Consider the following 16,387-nt stretch of genomic DNA (forward strand, 5'->3'; position numbering starts at 1 on the left):
CTTTGCGCATGAGTGTAACCCATGAAAAAACAATGCTGAAAGCTTTTGATCGAATTGACATGAAAGCCACAACCGAGCGTGCCGTGGCCCTGGCGCGCACCACCTTGCAGATCGAGTCTGACGCCATCGTTGCGCTCGATGCACGGCTGGCAACGGACGATAGCGTGGGCCGCGCCGTGGCGCTGTTGCTGGAATGTAAAGGCCGCGTGGTCGTGTCCGGCATCGGCAAATCGGGCCATATTGCGCGCAAGATTGCCGCCACCCTGTCCTCGACGGGCACGCCGGCCATGTTCGTGCATCCGGCCGAAGCGGCCCATGGCGACCTGGGCATGGTCACCTCGGAAGACGCGTTTATCGCGATTTCGTATTCGGGCGAATCGGCAGAACTGATGGCCATCATGCCGGTCGTCAAGCGCATGGGCGGCGTATTGATCGCCATGACGGGCAAACCCCATTCCAGCCTGGCCCAATTGGCTGATGTGCACCTCGATATTTCGGTTGAAAAAGAAGCCTGCCCGCTGAACCTGGCGCCAACGGCCAGCACCACCGTGACCCTGGCCTTGGGCGATGCGATTGCCGTCGCCTTGCTCGATTTGCGCGGTTTCAAGGAAGAGGATTTTGCCCGTTCGCATCCGGGAGGCGCCCTGGGCCGCCGTTTGCTGACCCATGTGCATGACGTGATGCGCAGCGGCGAGCAGGTGCCGAAAGTGCCGGTGGAAGCGTCGCTGCTGCAGGCGCTGGAAGAAATGACGAAGAAGGGCATGGGCATGACGGCCATCGTCGATGGCGACAACCGTCCGGTCGGCGTGTTTACCGATGGCGATCTGCGCCGCATGTTCGAACGCGTGCAGGATTTCACGCAAGTGGCCATCCGCGACGTCATGCATGCGCAGCCGCGTAGCATCGCGCCGGAACGCCTGGCGGTGGATGCCGTGGCCGTGATGGAACAGTACCGCATCAACCAGATGCTGGTGGTCGATGCCGGTGGCAAGCTGGTCGGCGCCCTGCATATTCATGATTTGACGCAAGCGAAGGTGATTTGATGGATAGCGTGGCAGACAACCTGGCGCGGGCCGCCAGGATCAAACTGATGATTTTTGACGTCGATGGCGTGCTCACCGACGGCAGCCTGCATTTCGGCCCGGACGGCGAAATGATGAAAACGTTTAATGTGCACGATGGCCTGGGTATCAAGCTGCTGCAGGAGTCCGGCGTGCAGACGGCCATCATCAGTGCGCGCCGCTCGGCGATCACGGCGCGCCGTGCGCAAGACCTGGGTTTTACCCATGTACACCAGGGCGGGCATGACAAGCTGACGCCATTTCTCGAATTGCTGGCGCTGACGGGCTTGACCGAAGAGCAGTGCGGCTATATCGGCGACGATGTCGTCGATGTGCCCCTGCTCAAGCGCGTCGGCTTTGCCGTCAGCGTGCCGGGCGGCCGTCCGGAAGCGCACGCCCTGGCGCATCTGGTGACACAGGCCGGTGGCGGCAACGGTGCGGTGCGCGAGATTTGCGAATTCCTGCTGCGTGCACAGGGTAGTTACGAGCGCGTCATGGCGCCGTTCCTGGAGTAAGGCCATGGCCTTAGCAAGCAGCATCATCATGGAAAGTGCCTTACTATGAGCAAGTCTGTAGGCGCCCATCGCTGGCGCATGGCGTGGACCGTGCTGGGAGCGGTCGTGTTTGCGCTCGGCAGTTTTTGGCTGCTGGAGCTGATGAACCGCAATAGCCAGGAAATCAATGCCAGCAAGCATTTGAACGAGCCTGACTATTTCGTCACCAATTTCAGCGTGGTACGCATGGATTTGCAGGGGAAACCCAGCTATATCGTATCGGGCACCAAGCTGACGCATTACCCGGCCGATGATTCGTCCGATATCGACCATCCCTTCGTGCGCAAGATCAGTCCGGATTTGCCGCCCTTGAATATGAATGCCGAACTGGCCCATATCGACCAGGGCAATACGCGGCTGCAGTTGTACCGCAATGTGGTGATCGATCGCGTGGCCAGTCCCAGGAGTCAGAACATGACGCTCAAGACCGAGGCCTTGACGGTTTTTCCCGATGAAGAACGGATGGAAACGGCCGTGCCGGTCGATATGCTGCTGGGCACCTCGCATGTCACGGGCGTGGGCATGAAGGCCAATAATGCGACCAGCGTGGTGGATGTGCAGCAGAATGTGCGCATCGTCTACCCGCCAGCGCCGCGCAAGCCTGCAGCAGCAAAATGACAGTATGCTAATAAGGAAATCATAAAATGAAAAAAATCTTGCTGTTGACCTTGTTGTCGACTGTATGTTCGCTGGGCATGGTCGGTGCGGCGCGTGCCGAAAAGGCGGACTCGGAGAAAGAAGCCGTGATCACCGCCGAGCGTGGCCAGGTTGATGACGTCAAGCAGGTGCGCACCCTGACGGGCAATGTGGTGCTGGTGAAGGGCACCCTGACCATGAAAGCCGGCCGCGCCGTGATCACGGAAGACCCGCAGGGCTACCAGTTCATCACCTTCTGGGCGGAAACCGGCAAGCTGGCCACCTTCCGCCAGAAGCGCGACGGCGAAGGCGACCTGTGGGTAGAAGGCGAAGCCGAACGCGTGGAATACAATAACAAGACGGAAGTGGTGAAGCTGTTCTCGAAAGCCAAGCTGACGCGCCTGGAAGGCAAGAAACCGACCGATGTGGCCAATGGCGCTTTCATTTCCTATGACAGCCGCAATGAACTGTTCAATATGGAAAATACGGATAGCGGCAGCACCATCCCGGGCGGCGGCAGCGTGCGCATGGTGATCCAGCCGAAGAACAAGGCGCCGGCTGCTCCCGCCGCGTCCTCGTCCACGCCGGCGGCATCGGTACCAGCTACGCCTGCGCCAGGAAAGAAATAATGGAAAATATACGTTGCGGCAGCACCCTGATCGTGAAAGGGCTGCAAAAAACCTATGGCAAGCGCCAGGTCGTGCATGATGTCTCGCTGCAAGTCGAATGCGGCGAAGTCGTCGGCTTGCTGGGTCCTAATGGCGCCGGCAAGACCACCTCCTTCTATATGATCGTCGGCCTGGTGCCGTCGGACGGCGGCACTATCGATATCAGCGGGGTGGACATCTCCAGCCTGCCGATACACCGCCGCGCGCAGATGGGCTTGTCGTATCTGCCGCAGGAAGCGTCGGTCTTCCGCAAGCTGACGGTGGAAGACAATATCCGCGCCGTGCTGGAAATCCAGACCGTCGAAGGCCGTCCCTTGAAAAAGGCGGAAATCGAAGAACGCCTGAATAAGCTGCTGGCCGACTTGCAGATTGAAAAGCTGCGCGAAAACCCGGCACTGTCCCTGTCGGGCGGCGAGCGCCGCCGGGTGGAAATCGCCCGCGCGCTGGCGACCGATCCCCGTTTCGTGCTGCTCGATGAACCGTTTGCCGGCGTCGACCCGATCGCCGTGATCGAGATCCAGCGCATTGTGCGTTTCTTGAAGGAGCGCAATATCGGCGTGCTGATCACCGATCATAATGTGCGCGAAACGCTGGGTATTTGCGACCGCGCCTACATCATCAACCAGGGCTCAGTGCTGGCGTCGGGACGTCCCGATGACATCATCGCCAACGAGTCGGTACGCCGGGTCTATCTGGGCGAACACTTCCGTATGTGAGCCAATGAAACAATCATTGCAGCTGCGCACTTCGCAGCACTTGGCATTGACGCCGCAGTTGCAACAATCGATACGCCTGTTGCAACTGTCCACACTGGAATTGCACCAAGAGCTGGAACAACTGCTGACGGACAACCCGCTGCTCGAGCGCCTCGACGATCCGCTCGACCGTTCGCTGCGCCTGCTGTCCGACGGCGCCTTGAGTTCCACCGCCGCGCCAGCGGAAGCGCCGCCCCAGCCACCCAGCCAGGACGCGCCGGCAGCGCCTGCCGAAGCCGATGGCTACGAGGGCGACACGGGCGAAGCCACGGCTGCTTCGGACACGGGCGACAGTGACTGGAGCGAAGCGAGCCGGGGCAAGGCGCCCGAGGACGACGATGCGCGCCCACAACTCGAAGCCCATCACTGCACTCTGCGCGAACATTTGATGGAACAAATGCGCGTGACGGTGCTGGAATTGCGCGATCGCGCGCTGGTCGAACTGATCATCGACGCGCTCGACGACAATGGCTATCTGGAAGAGCCGCTTGACGATATCCTGGCGCGTTTGCCCGAAGAGCTAGACATCGACGCCGACGAATTGCGCACGGCCCTGGTGCTGCTGCAAAGTTTCGATCCGCCGGGCGTGGGCGCGCGCAATGCTTCCGAATGCCTGGCGCTGCAAATTCGCCGCCTGCCACAGATTGCCCTGGTCACCAGGCGCATGGCCCTGGCCATCGTGGAAAAACACCTGGCCTGGTTTGCCCAGCGCGACTTCAACAAGCTGAAAAAAGCCCTCAACTGCGATGAGGAAGACTTGCGTGAAGCACAAGTAGTGATTCGCCAGTGCAACCCGCATCCGGGCGCCGTGTTTGCTTCCGACGTGTCCGATTATGTGGTGCCGGATGTGGTGGTCAAGCGCGGCCGCCATGGCTGGCAAGTCACGCTGAACAACGATGTCATGCCGCGCCTGCGCGTGAACGCCATGTATGCCAACCTGCTCAAGCAGGGCAAGGGTGAGGGCGCCATGGGCGTGCAGTTGCAGGAAGCCAAGTGGCTGATCAAGAATATGCGCCAGCGTTTCGACACGATATTGCGCGTGGCGCAAGCGATAGTAGAACGGCAAAAGAATTTTTTCTCGCACGGCGCCGTCGCCATGCGCCCCCTTGTGCTCCGCGAAATAGCTGATACACTGGGTTTACACGAGAGTACTATCTCGCGGGTAACAACCCAAAAGTACATGCTGACCCCGCATGGCATGTTTGAGTTGAAATATTTTTTTGGTAGCCATGTTGCCACCGAAGCGGGGGGCGAGGCATCGTCAACGGCGATACGGGCACTGATCGTGCAACTGACAGGAGCAGAAGACACAAAAAATCCTTTATCCGACAGTAAGATTGCGGACATGCTGGGGGAACAAGGCATGGTGATTGCGCGACGTACTGTTGCCAAATACCGGGAAGCGTTGAAAATTCCGCCAGTGAGCCTGCGTAAGTCTTTGTAGTTTTTTCGGTTCCTCTACGGGTCGGACACGATGGACTCCGCATGAACCCGATCATCTTTAGGAGTGTGTATGAATCTCACCATCAGCGGACATCATCTTGAAGTGACACCAGCCATTCGTGAATACGTACAAACGAAACTGGAGCGTGTAAAACGTCATTTCGATCAAGTTATCGATATTGCCGTGATTCTGACCGTCGACAACCTCAAAGAGAAGGCTAAACGTCAAAAGGCCGAAGTCAATTTGCGTCTGAGTGGCAAGACCGTGTATGTGGAAAGCCTGGCGCAAGACCTGTATGCTGCCATCGATACCCTGATCGACAAGCTGGACCGGCAGGTGATGAAGTACAAAACCAAAGTGCAAGGGCACGGTAAAGAGGCGATCAAGCATCTGCCAGACAACACAGAAGAAGCCGCCATCGCCGTCTAAGGCCAGCCGCTTCCCACCGTTGTGATCAAAACTAAGGGCGCATATGCGCCCTTTTTTGCTTTTATGGCGTGTCTATTTTTACATCACGTACGTTCGCGATGGCGCAGCACCACCCGTTCCTGTTCGCTGAAATAGTGTGCCAGCCGTTCTGCCATGTAGACGGAACGGTGTTGTCCACCTGTGCAGCCCAAGGCCACGGTCAGATAGCTGCGGTTGTCGGACTTAAAGGACGGCAACCATTTTTCGATGAAGGCACGTATATCGCCCAGCAATTCAATTGCGCTGGGCTGGGCGTCGAGGAAGGCGATCACAGGTCCATCGCGGCCATCGAGAGGGCGTAGCGTCAAGTCGTAATAGGGGTTGGGCAAGGCCCGCACATCGAAGACGAAATCAGCGTCGAGCGGCACGCCCAGCTTGAAGGCGAACGATTCGAAAAACAGGGTCAGCGGGGCGCGCTCGGAAGCGACGATATCCTTGATCCAGGCACGCAGCTTGTTCGCGCTCAGTTCCGACGTGTCGATCAGATGACCGAGCTGTTCGATGGTCGACAGGCGTTCACGTTCTTCCGAAATGCATTCGATCAAGGTGCGGCGGCTGGCCGGATTCTGGTTGGGCCGCAATTCGTGCGACAGGGGATGGCTGCGCCGCGTTTCAGAAAAACGCGCTACCAGCGCATGCGTGGTGGCTGTCAGGAACATGACCTTGACATCATGTCCCTGGTCGCGCAGCAAGGCCACATTGTGCGGCAGGCTGACCAAGGACTCGGCGCTGCGCGCATCGACCGCCACCGCCAGTTGCGGCGTGCTTTCATCGAGCAGGGTTTGTACCAGGCTGGGCAGCAAGGCAGGCGGCAGGTTGTCGACGCAATAGTAGCCAGCATCTTCCAGCACATTGAGTGCGACAGATTTACCGGAGCCGGATATTCCGGTGATAAGGACGATATGCATAGGGGCGATCATACAATAAAGATCGATCCTCTGCCCCCATAGCCACTATCTTTACAAATTATTGCAACTTGAACACAGCGTTGTTTGCACCAGATCCTGTGGTTGACGGAAGGTGGCCAGCGGCTCAATAGACCCCAGTTTTAATCGCCACTCATGGCGAGGCGTTGGCGCTCCATGAACTCCTGCAAGGTATCGATCCCCCGCAGTTGCAAGATGGTGTTGCGCACGGCTGCTTCCAGCAGCACGGCGATGTTGCGGCCGGCGGCGACGGGGATCACGACCTTGCGGATGGGCAGGCCCAGCACGTCTTCGGTGGGGAACAAAAAGGGCAGGCGTTCTACTTCTTCTTCCAGCGCATTGCGGCGTACCAGGTGGACGATCAGTTTCAATCGCATCTTGCGGCGCACGGCCGTTTCACCAAAGATGGCCTTGATGTCGAGCAAACCCAGGCCGCGCACTTCGAGCAGGTTTTGCAGCAGCGGCGGGCAGCGTCCTTCGATCATGTTCGGTGCGATGCGCGAGAATTCGACGGCGTCGTCGGCCACCAGGCCGTGGCTGCGCGAGATCAGCTCCAGGCCCAGCTCGCTCTTGCCCAGGCCCGAGTCGCCCGTGATCAGCACGCCCACGCCCAGCACGTCCATGAACACGCCGTGCATGATAATGCGTTGCGCCAGCTTTTTCGACAGGTAGACGCGCAGGAAGTCGATCACTTGCGCGGCCGGCAGCGGGGTTGAAAACAAGGGGATATTTTGCTCGTCGCAAATGGCGAGGATGTCGGGCGGCGTTTCCAGGCCTTGCGCGATGATCAGCGCCGGCGGGCCGCCAGCGATCAGCTCACCGATCACGTGAGTACGCGTGTTGACCTTGAGGCGCTGGTAATAATTGATTTCCTGATGGCCAAACACCTGGATGCGGCCCGGGTGTATCAGGTTCAAGTGGCCGACCTGGTCGGCCGCAGAAGAGACATCGCCAGAGATCAGGCGTTCGCCGCCAGGGAAGCCGGCGAACCAGCCCAGTTGCAGGCTTTCACGATTATCGTCGTACAGGCGTTGTATCGTCAGCGGCGTTTGCAACATGGCGGTCTTCTTCAGGAGTGGAGGAATACCTGAAGTTTAACCTGCCGCCTGCAAGCTGGGTTGCCAATTGATGATGCGGTTATGCACCGATTTCGGATCGGGATCGGTGGCCAGGGCCGTACGGAAGGCGTCGTCGGAAAACATTTCAGCGATTTCCGACAGGATTTCCAGATGTTGCTGCGTCACGTGATCTGGAATCAGCAGGAAAAACAACAGGTTGACCGGTTTTCCGTCCGGCGACTCGAATGGTATCGGCTCGGCCAGGCGCACGAAGGCGCCCAGCGGCGCTTTCAGGGTCTTGCTGCCCTTGACCCTGCCATGCGGCACGGCCACGCCATGACCCAGACCGGTCGAGCCCAGCCGTTCGCGGGCAAACAGGTTGTCCGAGACGGTGGAGCGGGCGATGCCGTAATTGTTTTCGAAGATCAGGCCGGCTTGCTCGAAAGCGCGCTTTTTGCTGGAGACTTCCAGGTCCAGAAGGACGTTTTCGATGGATAGTATTTTGCTAAGATTAGTCATGACACTCAGTGAAATGGTGCAATGCGCAGAGGGCTTGCGAGCCGAATTATAGGCCTGTTTTCGTGGCCTGTAACGCCAATTCTCGACAGTATACGCCCGCTTGAGGCGCAGTGGGCGCTCGTGTACGCGGCATCCTTGCATTATTTAAAAAATAACACCAAGGCGAATTAGCTATTTCTTGATTGAAAACGAATGTCTTTCCGGTTTTTCGGTCGCAGAAAGACAATTTTCCGATTTTTCCGTGCTTTTTTCGTACTGCACGGCATTGCGGCCACGTTGTATTAAAACACAGCCGACATTCCTGTCGGCATGTTTTTAGCCCTTACACGGACTTTATGGCGGTTTTATTGATGTGCCTCATTGGCGTGCTTATTGGCGTGCTTATTGACGTGCATTACGTAAATTGCCCGGCATCTTGCCCGTGCTGAAATTGCTGCGCCATGGGTTGATATCGAGTCCGCCGCGGCGCGTGTAGCGCGCATAGACAGACAGTTTTTGCGGTGCGCACTGGCGCAGGATGTCGACAAAGATGCGTTCCACACATTGCTCGTGGAATTCATTATGTTCACGGAAACCGATCAGATAGCGCAACAAGCTTTCCTGGTCGATTTGCGGTCCTGCGTACTCGATTTGCACGCTGCCCCAGTCTGGCTGGCCCGTTACCAGGCAGTTCGACTTGAGCAAATGTGACACCAGCACTTCTTCCACCGGCGCTTCGTCCTTGGCCGCTTTCAGCAACAGGGGCGAAGGTGTGTATTGCGTGACCTCGATATCGAGGCGGTCCAGCAGCACGCCGTCGAATTCACCCATTTTCAGCTTGCCGAAGTCTTCCTGCAGAGTCAGTTCCAGCTGCACCGGCGCGCCAAAACCGTGCGACAAATCCTGCACCAGCAAGGCGCGCAGCGCGTCGGCGCTGGCCAGCCTGGTCTGGTTGAACGAGTTCAGGTAGAGCTTGAACGATTTCGATTCGATGATATTGGGCGAATCGGCTGGCGCGCTGACCTTGGCAATGGCCACTTGTGGCTTGCCACGCAAGTTGAGCCACGACAATTCATAGGCATTCCAGATATCGAGGCCGAAGAAGGGCAGGGTGCCGTGCAGCGCCAATTCATCGCGCTTGCCCTGGCGCGGAATCGGAAACAGCAATTCCGGCGCGTAATCGGTACGGTAAGCGGAGTTTTTGCCCAGTGGAGACAGGCCGGCAAGGTCGTTGGTGGTGGTCATGGTGGTGTCGCGTAGTTCAGTCAAGCACGCATGGTAGCCTATTTACCGCGATGGCAAGAAGCGGGGCCAGGACTATCGGCCTGGCCCGGCACTTTTAGCCCAGGAACAACTTGTAGACCGGATTACTGGTCTCATCCCAGTAACGATAGCCGAGAGTCTCGAGGAAACGGGCGAATTCCGGCATTTCCTCGGGGGGCACTTGCAAGCCGATCAGGATACGGCCCACGTCGCCGCCCTGGCTGCGGTAATGGCACAGGGAAATATTCCAGTTTGGCGCCATACTGTCGAGGAAACGCATCAGCGCGCCCGGGCGCTCGGGAAACTCGAAGCGGTACAGCAGCTCGTCCTGCGCCAGCTGGCTCTTGCCGCCGACCAGGTGGCGCAAATGGGTCTTGGCCAGTTCGTCGTGCGTCAGGTCCAGGGTCTTGAATTCGTGTTCTTCAAAGAGGCTCGCCACCTGGGCCGATTCGTCGCGGTTGGCGATCTGGATGCCGACAAATACGTGGGCCTGTTTTGCATCGCTGATGCGGTAGTTAAATTCCGTCACGTTGCGCGCGCCCACCAGCGAGCAGAAGCGTTTAAAGCTGCCGCGCTGTTCGCGCATGGTGACGGCAAACACGGCTTCGCGGAATTCACCGAGTTCGGCCCGTTCGGCAACAAAACGCAGGCGGTCGAAATTCATATTGGCGCCGCTGGCGATCGTTACCAGGGTTTCATTGTTGACCGGGTGGCGCGACAGGCTGGCCCGTTCCACATAAGCCTTGGCGCCGGCGATGGCCAGCGCGCCCGATGGCTCCAGAATGCTGCGCGTATCCGTAAACACATCCTTGATGGCGGCGCAGATGGCGTCCGTGTCGACGGTGATGATTTCATCGACATACGCTTGCACCAGGCGGAAGGTTTCTTCGCCGGCCAGGCGCACGGCCGTGCCATCGGCAAATAGGCCCACGTCGTTCAGAGTGACGCGCTCGCCGGCTTTCAGCGAACGGGCCATGGCGTTCGAATCGACGCTTTGCACGCCGATGATCTTGATGTCCGGGCGAATCTGTTTCACGTAGGCCGCGATGCCCGCGATCAGGCCGCCGCCGCCTATCGGCGCAAAAATCGCATGGATGGGGCCGGCGTGCTGGCGCAAAATTTCCATGCCGATGGTGCCCTGGCCGGCGATCACATCAGGATCGTCAAACGGGTGCACAAAGGTCAGCTTCTGTTCCAGTTCCAGCGTTTTGGCATGGTTGAAGGCATCCGTGTAGGACTCGCCGTGCAAGACCACTTCGACTTGCGTGCCACCGCGTTGCTTGACCGCCTCGACCTTCACTTGCGGCGTGGTGGTCGGCATGACGATGACGGCACGGCAGCCCATGCGCGCTGCCGACAGGGCCACGCCCTGGGCATGGTTGCCGGCCGAAGCGCAAATGACGCCCCGTTTGCGTTCCGCATCGCTGAGCTTGGCCATCTTGTTGTAGGCGCCGCGTATCTTGAAGCTGAACACGCTTTGCATGTCTTCGCGCTTGAAATAAATCTGGTTGCCCAGGCGTTGCGACAGGGCAGGGGCCAGTTCCAGCGGCGTTTCGGTGGCGACGTCATAGACGCGGGCGGTCAGGATTTTCTTGAGGTAGTCGATGTTCATAGTCTGCAAGCGAGTGATTCTGGGCCAGGAACTTACTGGAACGTGTACGTCGATAGCGGTCTTGCCATAGCGGATAAGCCAGGCAACTGATTTACGTGATAGATATTACGCGGTAGAACTACAGGCCGGTGAGCCCTTGTGGCTGCGCACGGTTGATGCCCGGTACAGTCTGCGCTTCATTATAATGTAGAGCTTTACAGCATCGGGTAGTGTTCAATGATCGAATCTGCAATCGTCTGGTTGCTGCACCTGATTGCAGCGCCAGAGGTCGGGCTGACATCGGTCTTTCTGATCAGCTTTATCTCCGCCACCTTGTTGCCGCTCGGCTCAGAGCCGGCCGTGTTTGCCGTGATCAAGGCCAATCCCTCGCTGTTCTGGGCGGTCATCGCGGTGGCCACCGTGGGCAATACCCTGGGCGGCGTGGTCGACTACTGGATGGGCTACCGGGCCAAGCAGGCGTTTGCCAAGGAGCGCGAGACGCGCTGGTTCGGCTGGCTGGCCCGCTATGGCGCAAAAACCATGTTGCTGGCCTGGCTGCCCGGCATCGGCGACCCGCTGTGCACCCTGGCCGGCTGGCTCAAGCTGCCGTTCTGGCCCAGCGTGGCTTATATGGCCATCGGCAAGTGCGCGCGTTACCTGACCATGACGATATTACTGCTGTATGTACCTGATGGTACCTGGCACTGGATAGGCACATTGCTGTCTTGAGTGAGATCAAATGCAAGCCCATTCCGGTCCGTTTTTAACAGTTTGATAATTTGTGGGCTTGGTCGATTCTTGGCATTTTTACTCAAAAAAAGCCGATATGGTCATTTTTTATTCATATAAAAATTGGCTTGACCATATTTGCTATGGATCGCCAGACCCGACATAAACCTTGGGCGGGCTAAGGCTGTTAGGGCATGGTGCGGCGCAATAAGCTAGAATGGGTCTTTAGGGTAAGTCCACACGTCACCACATTCCATGAACGCTCCCGCACAAATTCAAGCTTTATTGGCAGAAACACCCAATGGTCCAGCAGCCAGCCGACTGCGCGAAATCCCCTATAACTACACGTCGTTTTCCGATCGCGAGATCGTCATCCGGCTGTTGGGCGAGGACTCCTGGCGTCTGCTCGATGAGCTGCGCGGCGTGCGTCAGACGGGCCGTTCGGCGCGCATGCTGTACGAAGTGCTGGGCGATATCTGGGTAGTGCGCCGCAATCCCTATCTGCAAGACGATTTGCTGGACAATCCCAAGCGCCGCCAGGGCTTGATCGACGCCTTGCACCACCGCCTGGCCGAAGTCGACAAGCGCCGCCTGACGGTCGATAGCGCCGCCGATGCTGCTGCCGATACGGCTGCAAATACCCAGCAGCGCAGCGCCAATGTCGAGTCCCTGCTGAAAGCAGCGAGCAAGGCCGTGGCCGATTTTGGCGACGAGTTCCGCAAGACCTACGACTTGCGCAAGCGCACGGTCAAGGTGCTGGGCCGTTACACCGAAAAACACAATGTCCGCTTCGACGGCATGACGCGCGTGTCCCACGTGACGGACGCCACCGACTGGCGGGTCGAATACCCTTTCGTTGTGTTGACGCCCGACACGGAAGAGGAAATGGCCGGCCTGGTCAAAGGCTGTATCGAGCTGGGGCTGACCATCATCCCGCGCGGCGGCGGCACCGGCTACACGGGTGGCGCGATTCCCCTGACGCCCATGTCGGCTGTCATCAACACGGAAAAGCTGATCACCCTGGGCGCGGTGGAAATGCAAGTCTTGCCGGGCTTGACGCATGAATACGCGACGATCAATTCGGGCGCCGGCGTGATTACCAATAAAGTATCGGAAGCGGCGGAAAAAGCCGGTTTCGTGTTTGCCGTCGACCCGACTTCGGCCCATGCATCGTGTATCGGCGGCAACGTCGCCATGAATGCGGGCGGCAAGAAAGCCGTGTTGTGGGGCACGGCGCTGGACAATCTGGCCTCGTGGCGCATGGTCGACCCGAATGGCGATTGGCTCGATGTCACGCGCCTGGACCATAACCTGGGCAAGATCCACGATATCGCACTGGCGCGTTTCCAGCTGGAATGGCGTCACCCGAGCACCCGCGACGCCAATAAGCCGAACGCGCCGTTCAAGACGGAAATCCTGGAAATTCCTGGCCGCAAATTCCGCAAGGAAGGCCTGGGCAAGGACGTGACCGATAAATTCCTGGCCGGCTTGCCAGGCATCCAGAAAGAAGGCTGCGACGGCCTGATTACCTCGGCGCGCTGGATTTTGCACAAGATGCCGAAATTTACCCGCACGGTCTGCCTGGAATTCTTTGGCCAGGCGCGCGATGCGATTCCGTCGATCGTGGAAATCAAGGATTACCTGGACGGTTTGCCGGCCAAGGGCGAGCAATACACCACCCTGCGCCTGGCTGGCCTGGAGCATCTGGACGAACGCTATCTGCGCGCCGTCGGTTACGCCACCAAGTCGAAACGGGGCGTGTTGCCGAAGATGGCGCTGTTTGGCGATATCGTCGGCGACGATGAAAATGCCGTCGCGCAAGCGGCCTCGGAAGTGGTGCGTATCGCCAACACGCGCGTGGGGGAAGGTTTTGTTGCCGTCAGCCCCGAAGCGCGCAAGAAATTCTGGCTCGACCGTGCCCGCACGGCAGCGATTGCCAAGCACACCAACGCGTTCAAGATCAATGAAGACGTGGTGATCCCGCTCAATCGCATGGGCGAATACACGGATGGCATCGAGCGCATCAATATCGAGCTGTCGATCAAGAACAAGCTGCAACTGGCCGAGGCCCTGAGCGCATTCTTTGGCAAGGGCAATTTGCCGATCGGCAAGAGCGACGACGCCTCGGACGACCGCGTGGATGACGCTGAAATGCTGGGCGACCGCGCTGAGCAGGCGCAGCAGTTGCTGGCTGATGTGACCGCCCGCTGGACTTATCTGCTGGGCCAACTGGACCGGCCGCTGGCCGACGTCAAAGGCGAGCTGGCCGAACTGGGCCTGGAGCGCTTGCTGCCCGTGTTCGATGCGCGCCTGGAAACACAGCCTGCCGCCAGCTTGTTTGACGTGGTGCAAGACCGCACCGTGCGCATTACCTGGAAACAAGAAATCCGCGCCCAGCTGCGCCAGATTTTCAATGGCGCCGCCTTCAAGCTCATTCTTGACGAGGCGACGGCGATCCACGCGCGCATCTTGCGTTCGCGCGTCTTCGTGGCGCTGCACATGCATGCAGGCGATGGCAATGTGCACACCAACTTGCCCGTCAACTCGGACAATTACGAAATGCTGCAAGACGCCCACCAAGCCGTGGGCCGCATCATGATCTTGGCCCGCTCGCTCAATGGCGTGATTTCTGGCGAGCACGGTATCGGCATTACCAAGCTGGAATTTTTGACGGAAGAAGAGATCGGCGACTTCCGCAGCTACAAGCTGCGCATCGATCCCGAAGGCCGCTTCAACAAGGGGAAACTGCTGAACTTGCCGGGCATGGGGGCCGACTTGCGCAATGCCTACACGCCATCGTTCGGCCTGATGGGACACGAGTCCCTGATCATGCAGCAAAGCGATATTGGCGCGATTGCCGACAGCGTCAAGGATTGCTTGCGCTGCGGCAAGTGCAAACCCGTGTGCTCGACCCACGTGCCGCGCGCCAACTTGCTGTATTCGCCGCGCGACAAGATTTTGGCGACTTCGTCACTGATCGAAGCTTTCCTGTACGAAGAACAGACGCGGCGCGGCATTTCCATCAAGCATTGGGAAGAATTCGAAGACGTGGCCGACCACTGCACGGTCTGCCATAAATGCGTCACGCCTTGCCCCGTGAACATCGACTTTGGCGATGTATCCATGAATATGCGCAATCTGCTGCGCAAGATGGACAAGAAAAGCTTTAATCCGGGCACCAAGGCGACCATGATGTTCCTCAACGCCACTGATCCCGTGACCATCAATGCCACGCGCAAGGTCATGATAGGCTGGGGTTACAAGGCGCAGCGTCTGGGCCACGATCTGCTCAAGAAATTTGCCAAAAAGCAGACCAAGGCGCCGCCGCCATCGACCGGCAAGCCGCCTGTGAAAGCGCAGGTGATTCACTTCATCAACAAAAAGATGCCGGGCAACCTGCCGAAGAAATCGGCGCGCGCCTTGCTCGACATTGAAGATGACAAGGTGATCCCGATCATCCGTAATCCGAAGACCACCACGGCCGATACGGAAGCCGTGTTCTACTTCCCCGGTTGCGGTTCCGAGCGTCTGTTCTCGCAAGTGGGCCTGGCGACGCAAGCGATGCTGTGGGAAGTGGGCGTGCAGACGGTCTTGCCACCGGGTTATCTGTGCTGCGGTTATCCGCAGCGGGGCGCAGGCGAGTTCGACAAGGCTGAAAAGATGATGACGGACAACCGCGTCCTGTTCCATCGCATGGCCAACACGCTCAATTACCTCGATATCAAGACGGTGCTGGTGTCCTGCGGCACGTGTTATGACCAGTTGGCGACTTACCAGTTTGAAAAGATTTTCCCTGGCTGCCGCATCATGGATATCCATGAATATTTGCTGGAGAAAAACGTCAAGCTGGAAAACGTGAATGGCACCCGTTATATGTACCACGAGCCATGCCACAATCCGATGAAGCTGCAAGAGTCGGGCAAGACCATCAATTCGCTGATCAGCACGGTAGACAACGTGAAGATTGAAAAGAATGACCGTTGCTGCGGAGAATCGGGTTCCCTGGCCGTGACGCGTCCGGACATTTCCACGCAAGTACGTTTCCGCAAGGAAGAAGAAATGGTCAAGGGCGCCGACAAGCTGCGCGGCGATGGTTTCACGGGCGACGTAAAAATCCTCACCAGCTGCCCATCGTGCCTGCAAGGCTTGTCGCGCTACAATGACGATTCGGGCACCACCGCCGACTACATCGTCGTCGAGATCGCCAAACATTTGCTGGGAGAAAACTGGATGCCAGACTATGTGAAACGCGCCAACGATGGCGGCATCGAACGGGTGCTGGTGTGAGTTCCGTGCACTGCGATCTGTGCACCTTGCTCGATGGCTACGCCAGCAAGCAGGGGCTGGAAACCTTGTTATGGCGCAGCGACCGGCTGGCCGTGGTGGCGGTCGATGACGCCGCCTATCCCGGCTTTTGCCGAGTAATCTGGAACAAGCACGTCAAGGAAATGACGGATTTGACACCGGGCGAGCGCAATTACGTGATGGAAGTGGTGTGGCAAGTCGAGCTGGCCGTGCGTGAAGTGATGCAGCCGGAAAAGGTGAATGTCGCCAGTTTCGGCAATATGACGCCGCATGTGCACTGGCATGTGATTCCCCGCTACCGCGACGACGCGCATTTCCCCCATCCGAGCTGGGCCGTGGTGCAGCGCGAAACGCCGGCCGCCGTGCTGGCCGAGCGCCGCGCCCTGCTGCCGGCACTACGCACCGCCATTATTCAACGCTTATCGGCATAA

At 58.5% G+C, this 16,387-nt stretch carries 15 protein-coding genes; 10 read left to right on the top strand and 5 right to left on the bottom strand.

Annotated elements, in window-relative coordinates; genetic code table 11:
• The first annotated feature begins 32 nt into the window (after nucleotides 1-32).
• The 7 genes from HDE72_RS01905 to hpf all read left to right on the top strand — a co-directional run bounded on the left by HDE72_RS01905 (nucleotide 33) and on the right by hpf (nucleotide 5,547).
• Nucleotides 33-1,043 (top strand): KpsF/GutQ family sugar-phosphate isomerase, encoded by a 1,011-nt coding sequence (locus HDE72_RS01905; RefSeq protein ID WP_183737028.1) that lies wholly within the window; start codon nucleotides 33-35, stop codon nucleotides 1,041-1,043.
• A complete protein-coding gene (locus HDE72_RS01910) occupies nucleotides 1,043-1,576 on the top strand; it encodes a KdsC family phosphatase (RefSeq protein ID WP_183737029.1) in 534 nt (177 codons plus the stop codon). Before HDE72_RS01905 ends, HDE72_RS01910 begins: the two co-directional genes overlap by 1 nt.
• A gap of 45 nt (nucleotides 1,577-1,621) precedes the next feature.
• A complete protein-coding gene (gene lptC, locus HDE72_RS01915) occupies nucleotides 1,622-2,233 on the top strand; it encodes an LPS export ABC transporter periplasmic protein LptC (RefSeq protein WP_260176356.1) in 612 nt (203 codons plus the stop codon).
• 26 nt (nucleotides 2,234-2,259) lie between these two features.
• Nucleotides 2,260-2,880, top strand: coding sequence for a lipopolysaccharide transport periplasmic protein LptA (gene lptA, locus HDE72_RS01920; RefSeq protein WP_183737030.1), 621 nt, complete (start codon nucleotides 2,260-2,262; stop codon nucleotides 2,878-2,880).
• Nucleotides 2,880-3,635 carry an LPS export ABC transporter ATP-binding protein gene (gene lptB, locus HDE72_RS01925; protein ID WP_183737031.1) on the top strand — a complete coding sequence of 252 codons (756 nt, stop codon included), beginning with the start codon at nucleotides 2,880-2,882 and terminating at the stop codon, nucleotides 3,633-3,635. Before lptA ends, lptB begins: the two co-directional genes overlap by 1 nt.
• Before the next feature lie 4 nt (nucleotides 3,636-3,639).
• The gene (locus tag HDE72_RS01930) at nucleotides 3,640-5,118 is read left to right on the top strand and encodes an RNA polymerase factor sigma-54 (RefSeq protein WP_183737032.1); all 1,479 of its coding nucleotides are present in this window, start codon (nucleotides 3,640-3,642) and stop codon (nucleotides 5,116-5,118) included.
• 69 nt (nucleotides 5,119-5,187) lie between these two features.
• On the top strand, nucleotides 5,188-5,547 hold the full coding sequence (gene hpf, locus HDE72_RS01935; RefSeq protein ID WP_183737033.1) for a ribosome hibernation-promoting factor, HPF/YfiA family: 360 nt from the start codon (nucleotides 5,188-5,190) through the stop codon (nucleotides 5,545-5,547).
• Between the two features lie 83 nt (nucleotides 5,548-5,630).
• Here the strand turns inward: hpf and rapZ are convergent, their stop codons facing one another.
• From rapZ to ilvA, 5 genes are all read right to left on the bottom strand, one after another.
• Nucleotides 5,631-6,494, bottom strand: coding sequence for an RNase adapter RapZ (gene rapZ, locus HDE72_RS01940; protein ID WP_183737034.1), 864 nt, complete (start codon nucleotides 6,492-6,494; stop codon nucleotides 5,631-5,633).
• Between the two features lie 140 nt (nucleotides 6,495-6,634).
• Nucleotides 6,635-7,570, bottom strand: a complete 936-nt coding sequence (hprK, locus tag HDE72_RS01945) for an HPr(Ser) kinase/phosphatase (RefSeq protein ID WP_183680697.1) — start codon at nucleotides 7,568-7,570, stop codon at nucleotides 6,635-6,637.
• 36 nt (nucleotides 7,571-7,606) lie between these two features.
• On the bottom strand, nucleotides 7,607-8,089 hold the full coding sequence (locus HDE72_RS01950) for a PTS sugar transporter subunit IIA (protein ID WP_183680695.1): 483 nt from the start codon (nucleotides 8,087-8,089) through the stop codon (nucleotides 7,607-7,609).
• 381 nt (nucleotides 8,090-8,470) lie between these two features.
• Entirely contained in the window at nucleotides 8,471-9,313 is an 843-nt protein-coding gene (gene queF, locus HDE72_RS01955; RefSeq protein WP_183737194.1) for an NADPH-dependent 7-cyano-7-deazaguanine reductase QueF, read from the bottom strand.
• A gap of 94 nt (nucleotides 9,314-9,407) precedes the next feature.
• Nucleotides 9,408-10,943, bottom strand: a complete 1,536-nt coding sequence (ilvA, locus tag HDE72_RS01960; protein ID WP_183737035.1) for a threonine ammonia-lyase, biosynthetic — start codon at nucleotides 10,941-10,943, stop codon at nucleotides 9,408-9,410.
• Nucleotides 10,944-11,159: 216 nt separating this feature from the next.
• Here ilvA and HDE72_RS01965 point away from each other — a divergent pair, with 216 nt between their 5' ends.
• From HDE72_RS01965 to HDE72_RS01975, 3 genes are all read left to right on the top strand, one after another.
• Nucleotides 11,160-11,651 (top strand): YqaA family protein, encoded by a 492-nt coding sequence (locus tag HDE72_RS01965; RefSeq protein ID WP_183737036.1) that lies wholly within the window; start codon nucleotides 11,160-11,162, stop codon nucleotides 11,649-11,651.
• Nucleotides 11,652-11,906: 255 nt separating this feature from the next.
• Complete coding sequence (locus HDE72_RS01970; RefSeq protein ID WP_183737037.1) at nucleotides 11,907-15,938, top strand: DUF3683 domain-containing protein; 4,032 nt, start codon at nucleotides 11,907-11,909, stop codon at nucleotides 15,936-15,938.
• Nucleotides 15,939-15,943: 5 nt separating this feature from the next.
• Nucleotides 15,944-16,387, top strand: coding sequence for an HIT family protein (locus tag HDE72_RS01975; RefSeq protein WP_311735183.1), 444 nt, complete (start codon nucleotides 15,944-15,946; stop codon nucleotides 16,385-16,387).

Origin of the sequence: Janthinobacterium saanense, assembly GCF_014200675.1 — a bacterium.
GTDB lineage: Bacteria > Pseudomonadota > Gammaproteobacteria > Burkholderiales > Burkholderiaceae_D > Janthinobacterium.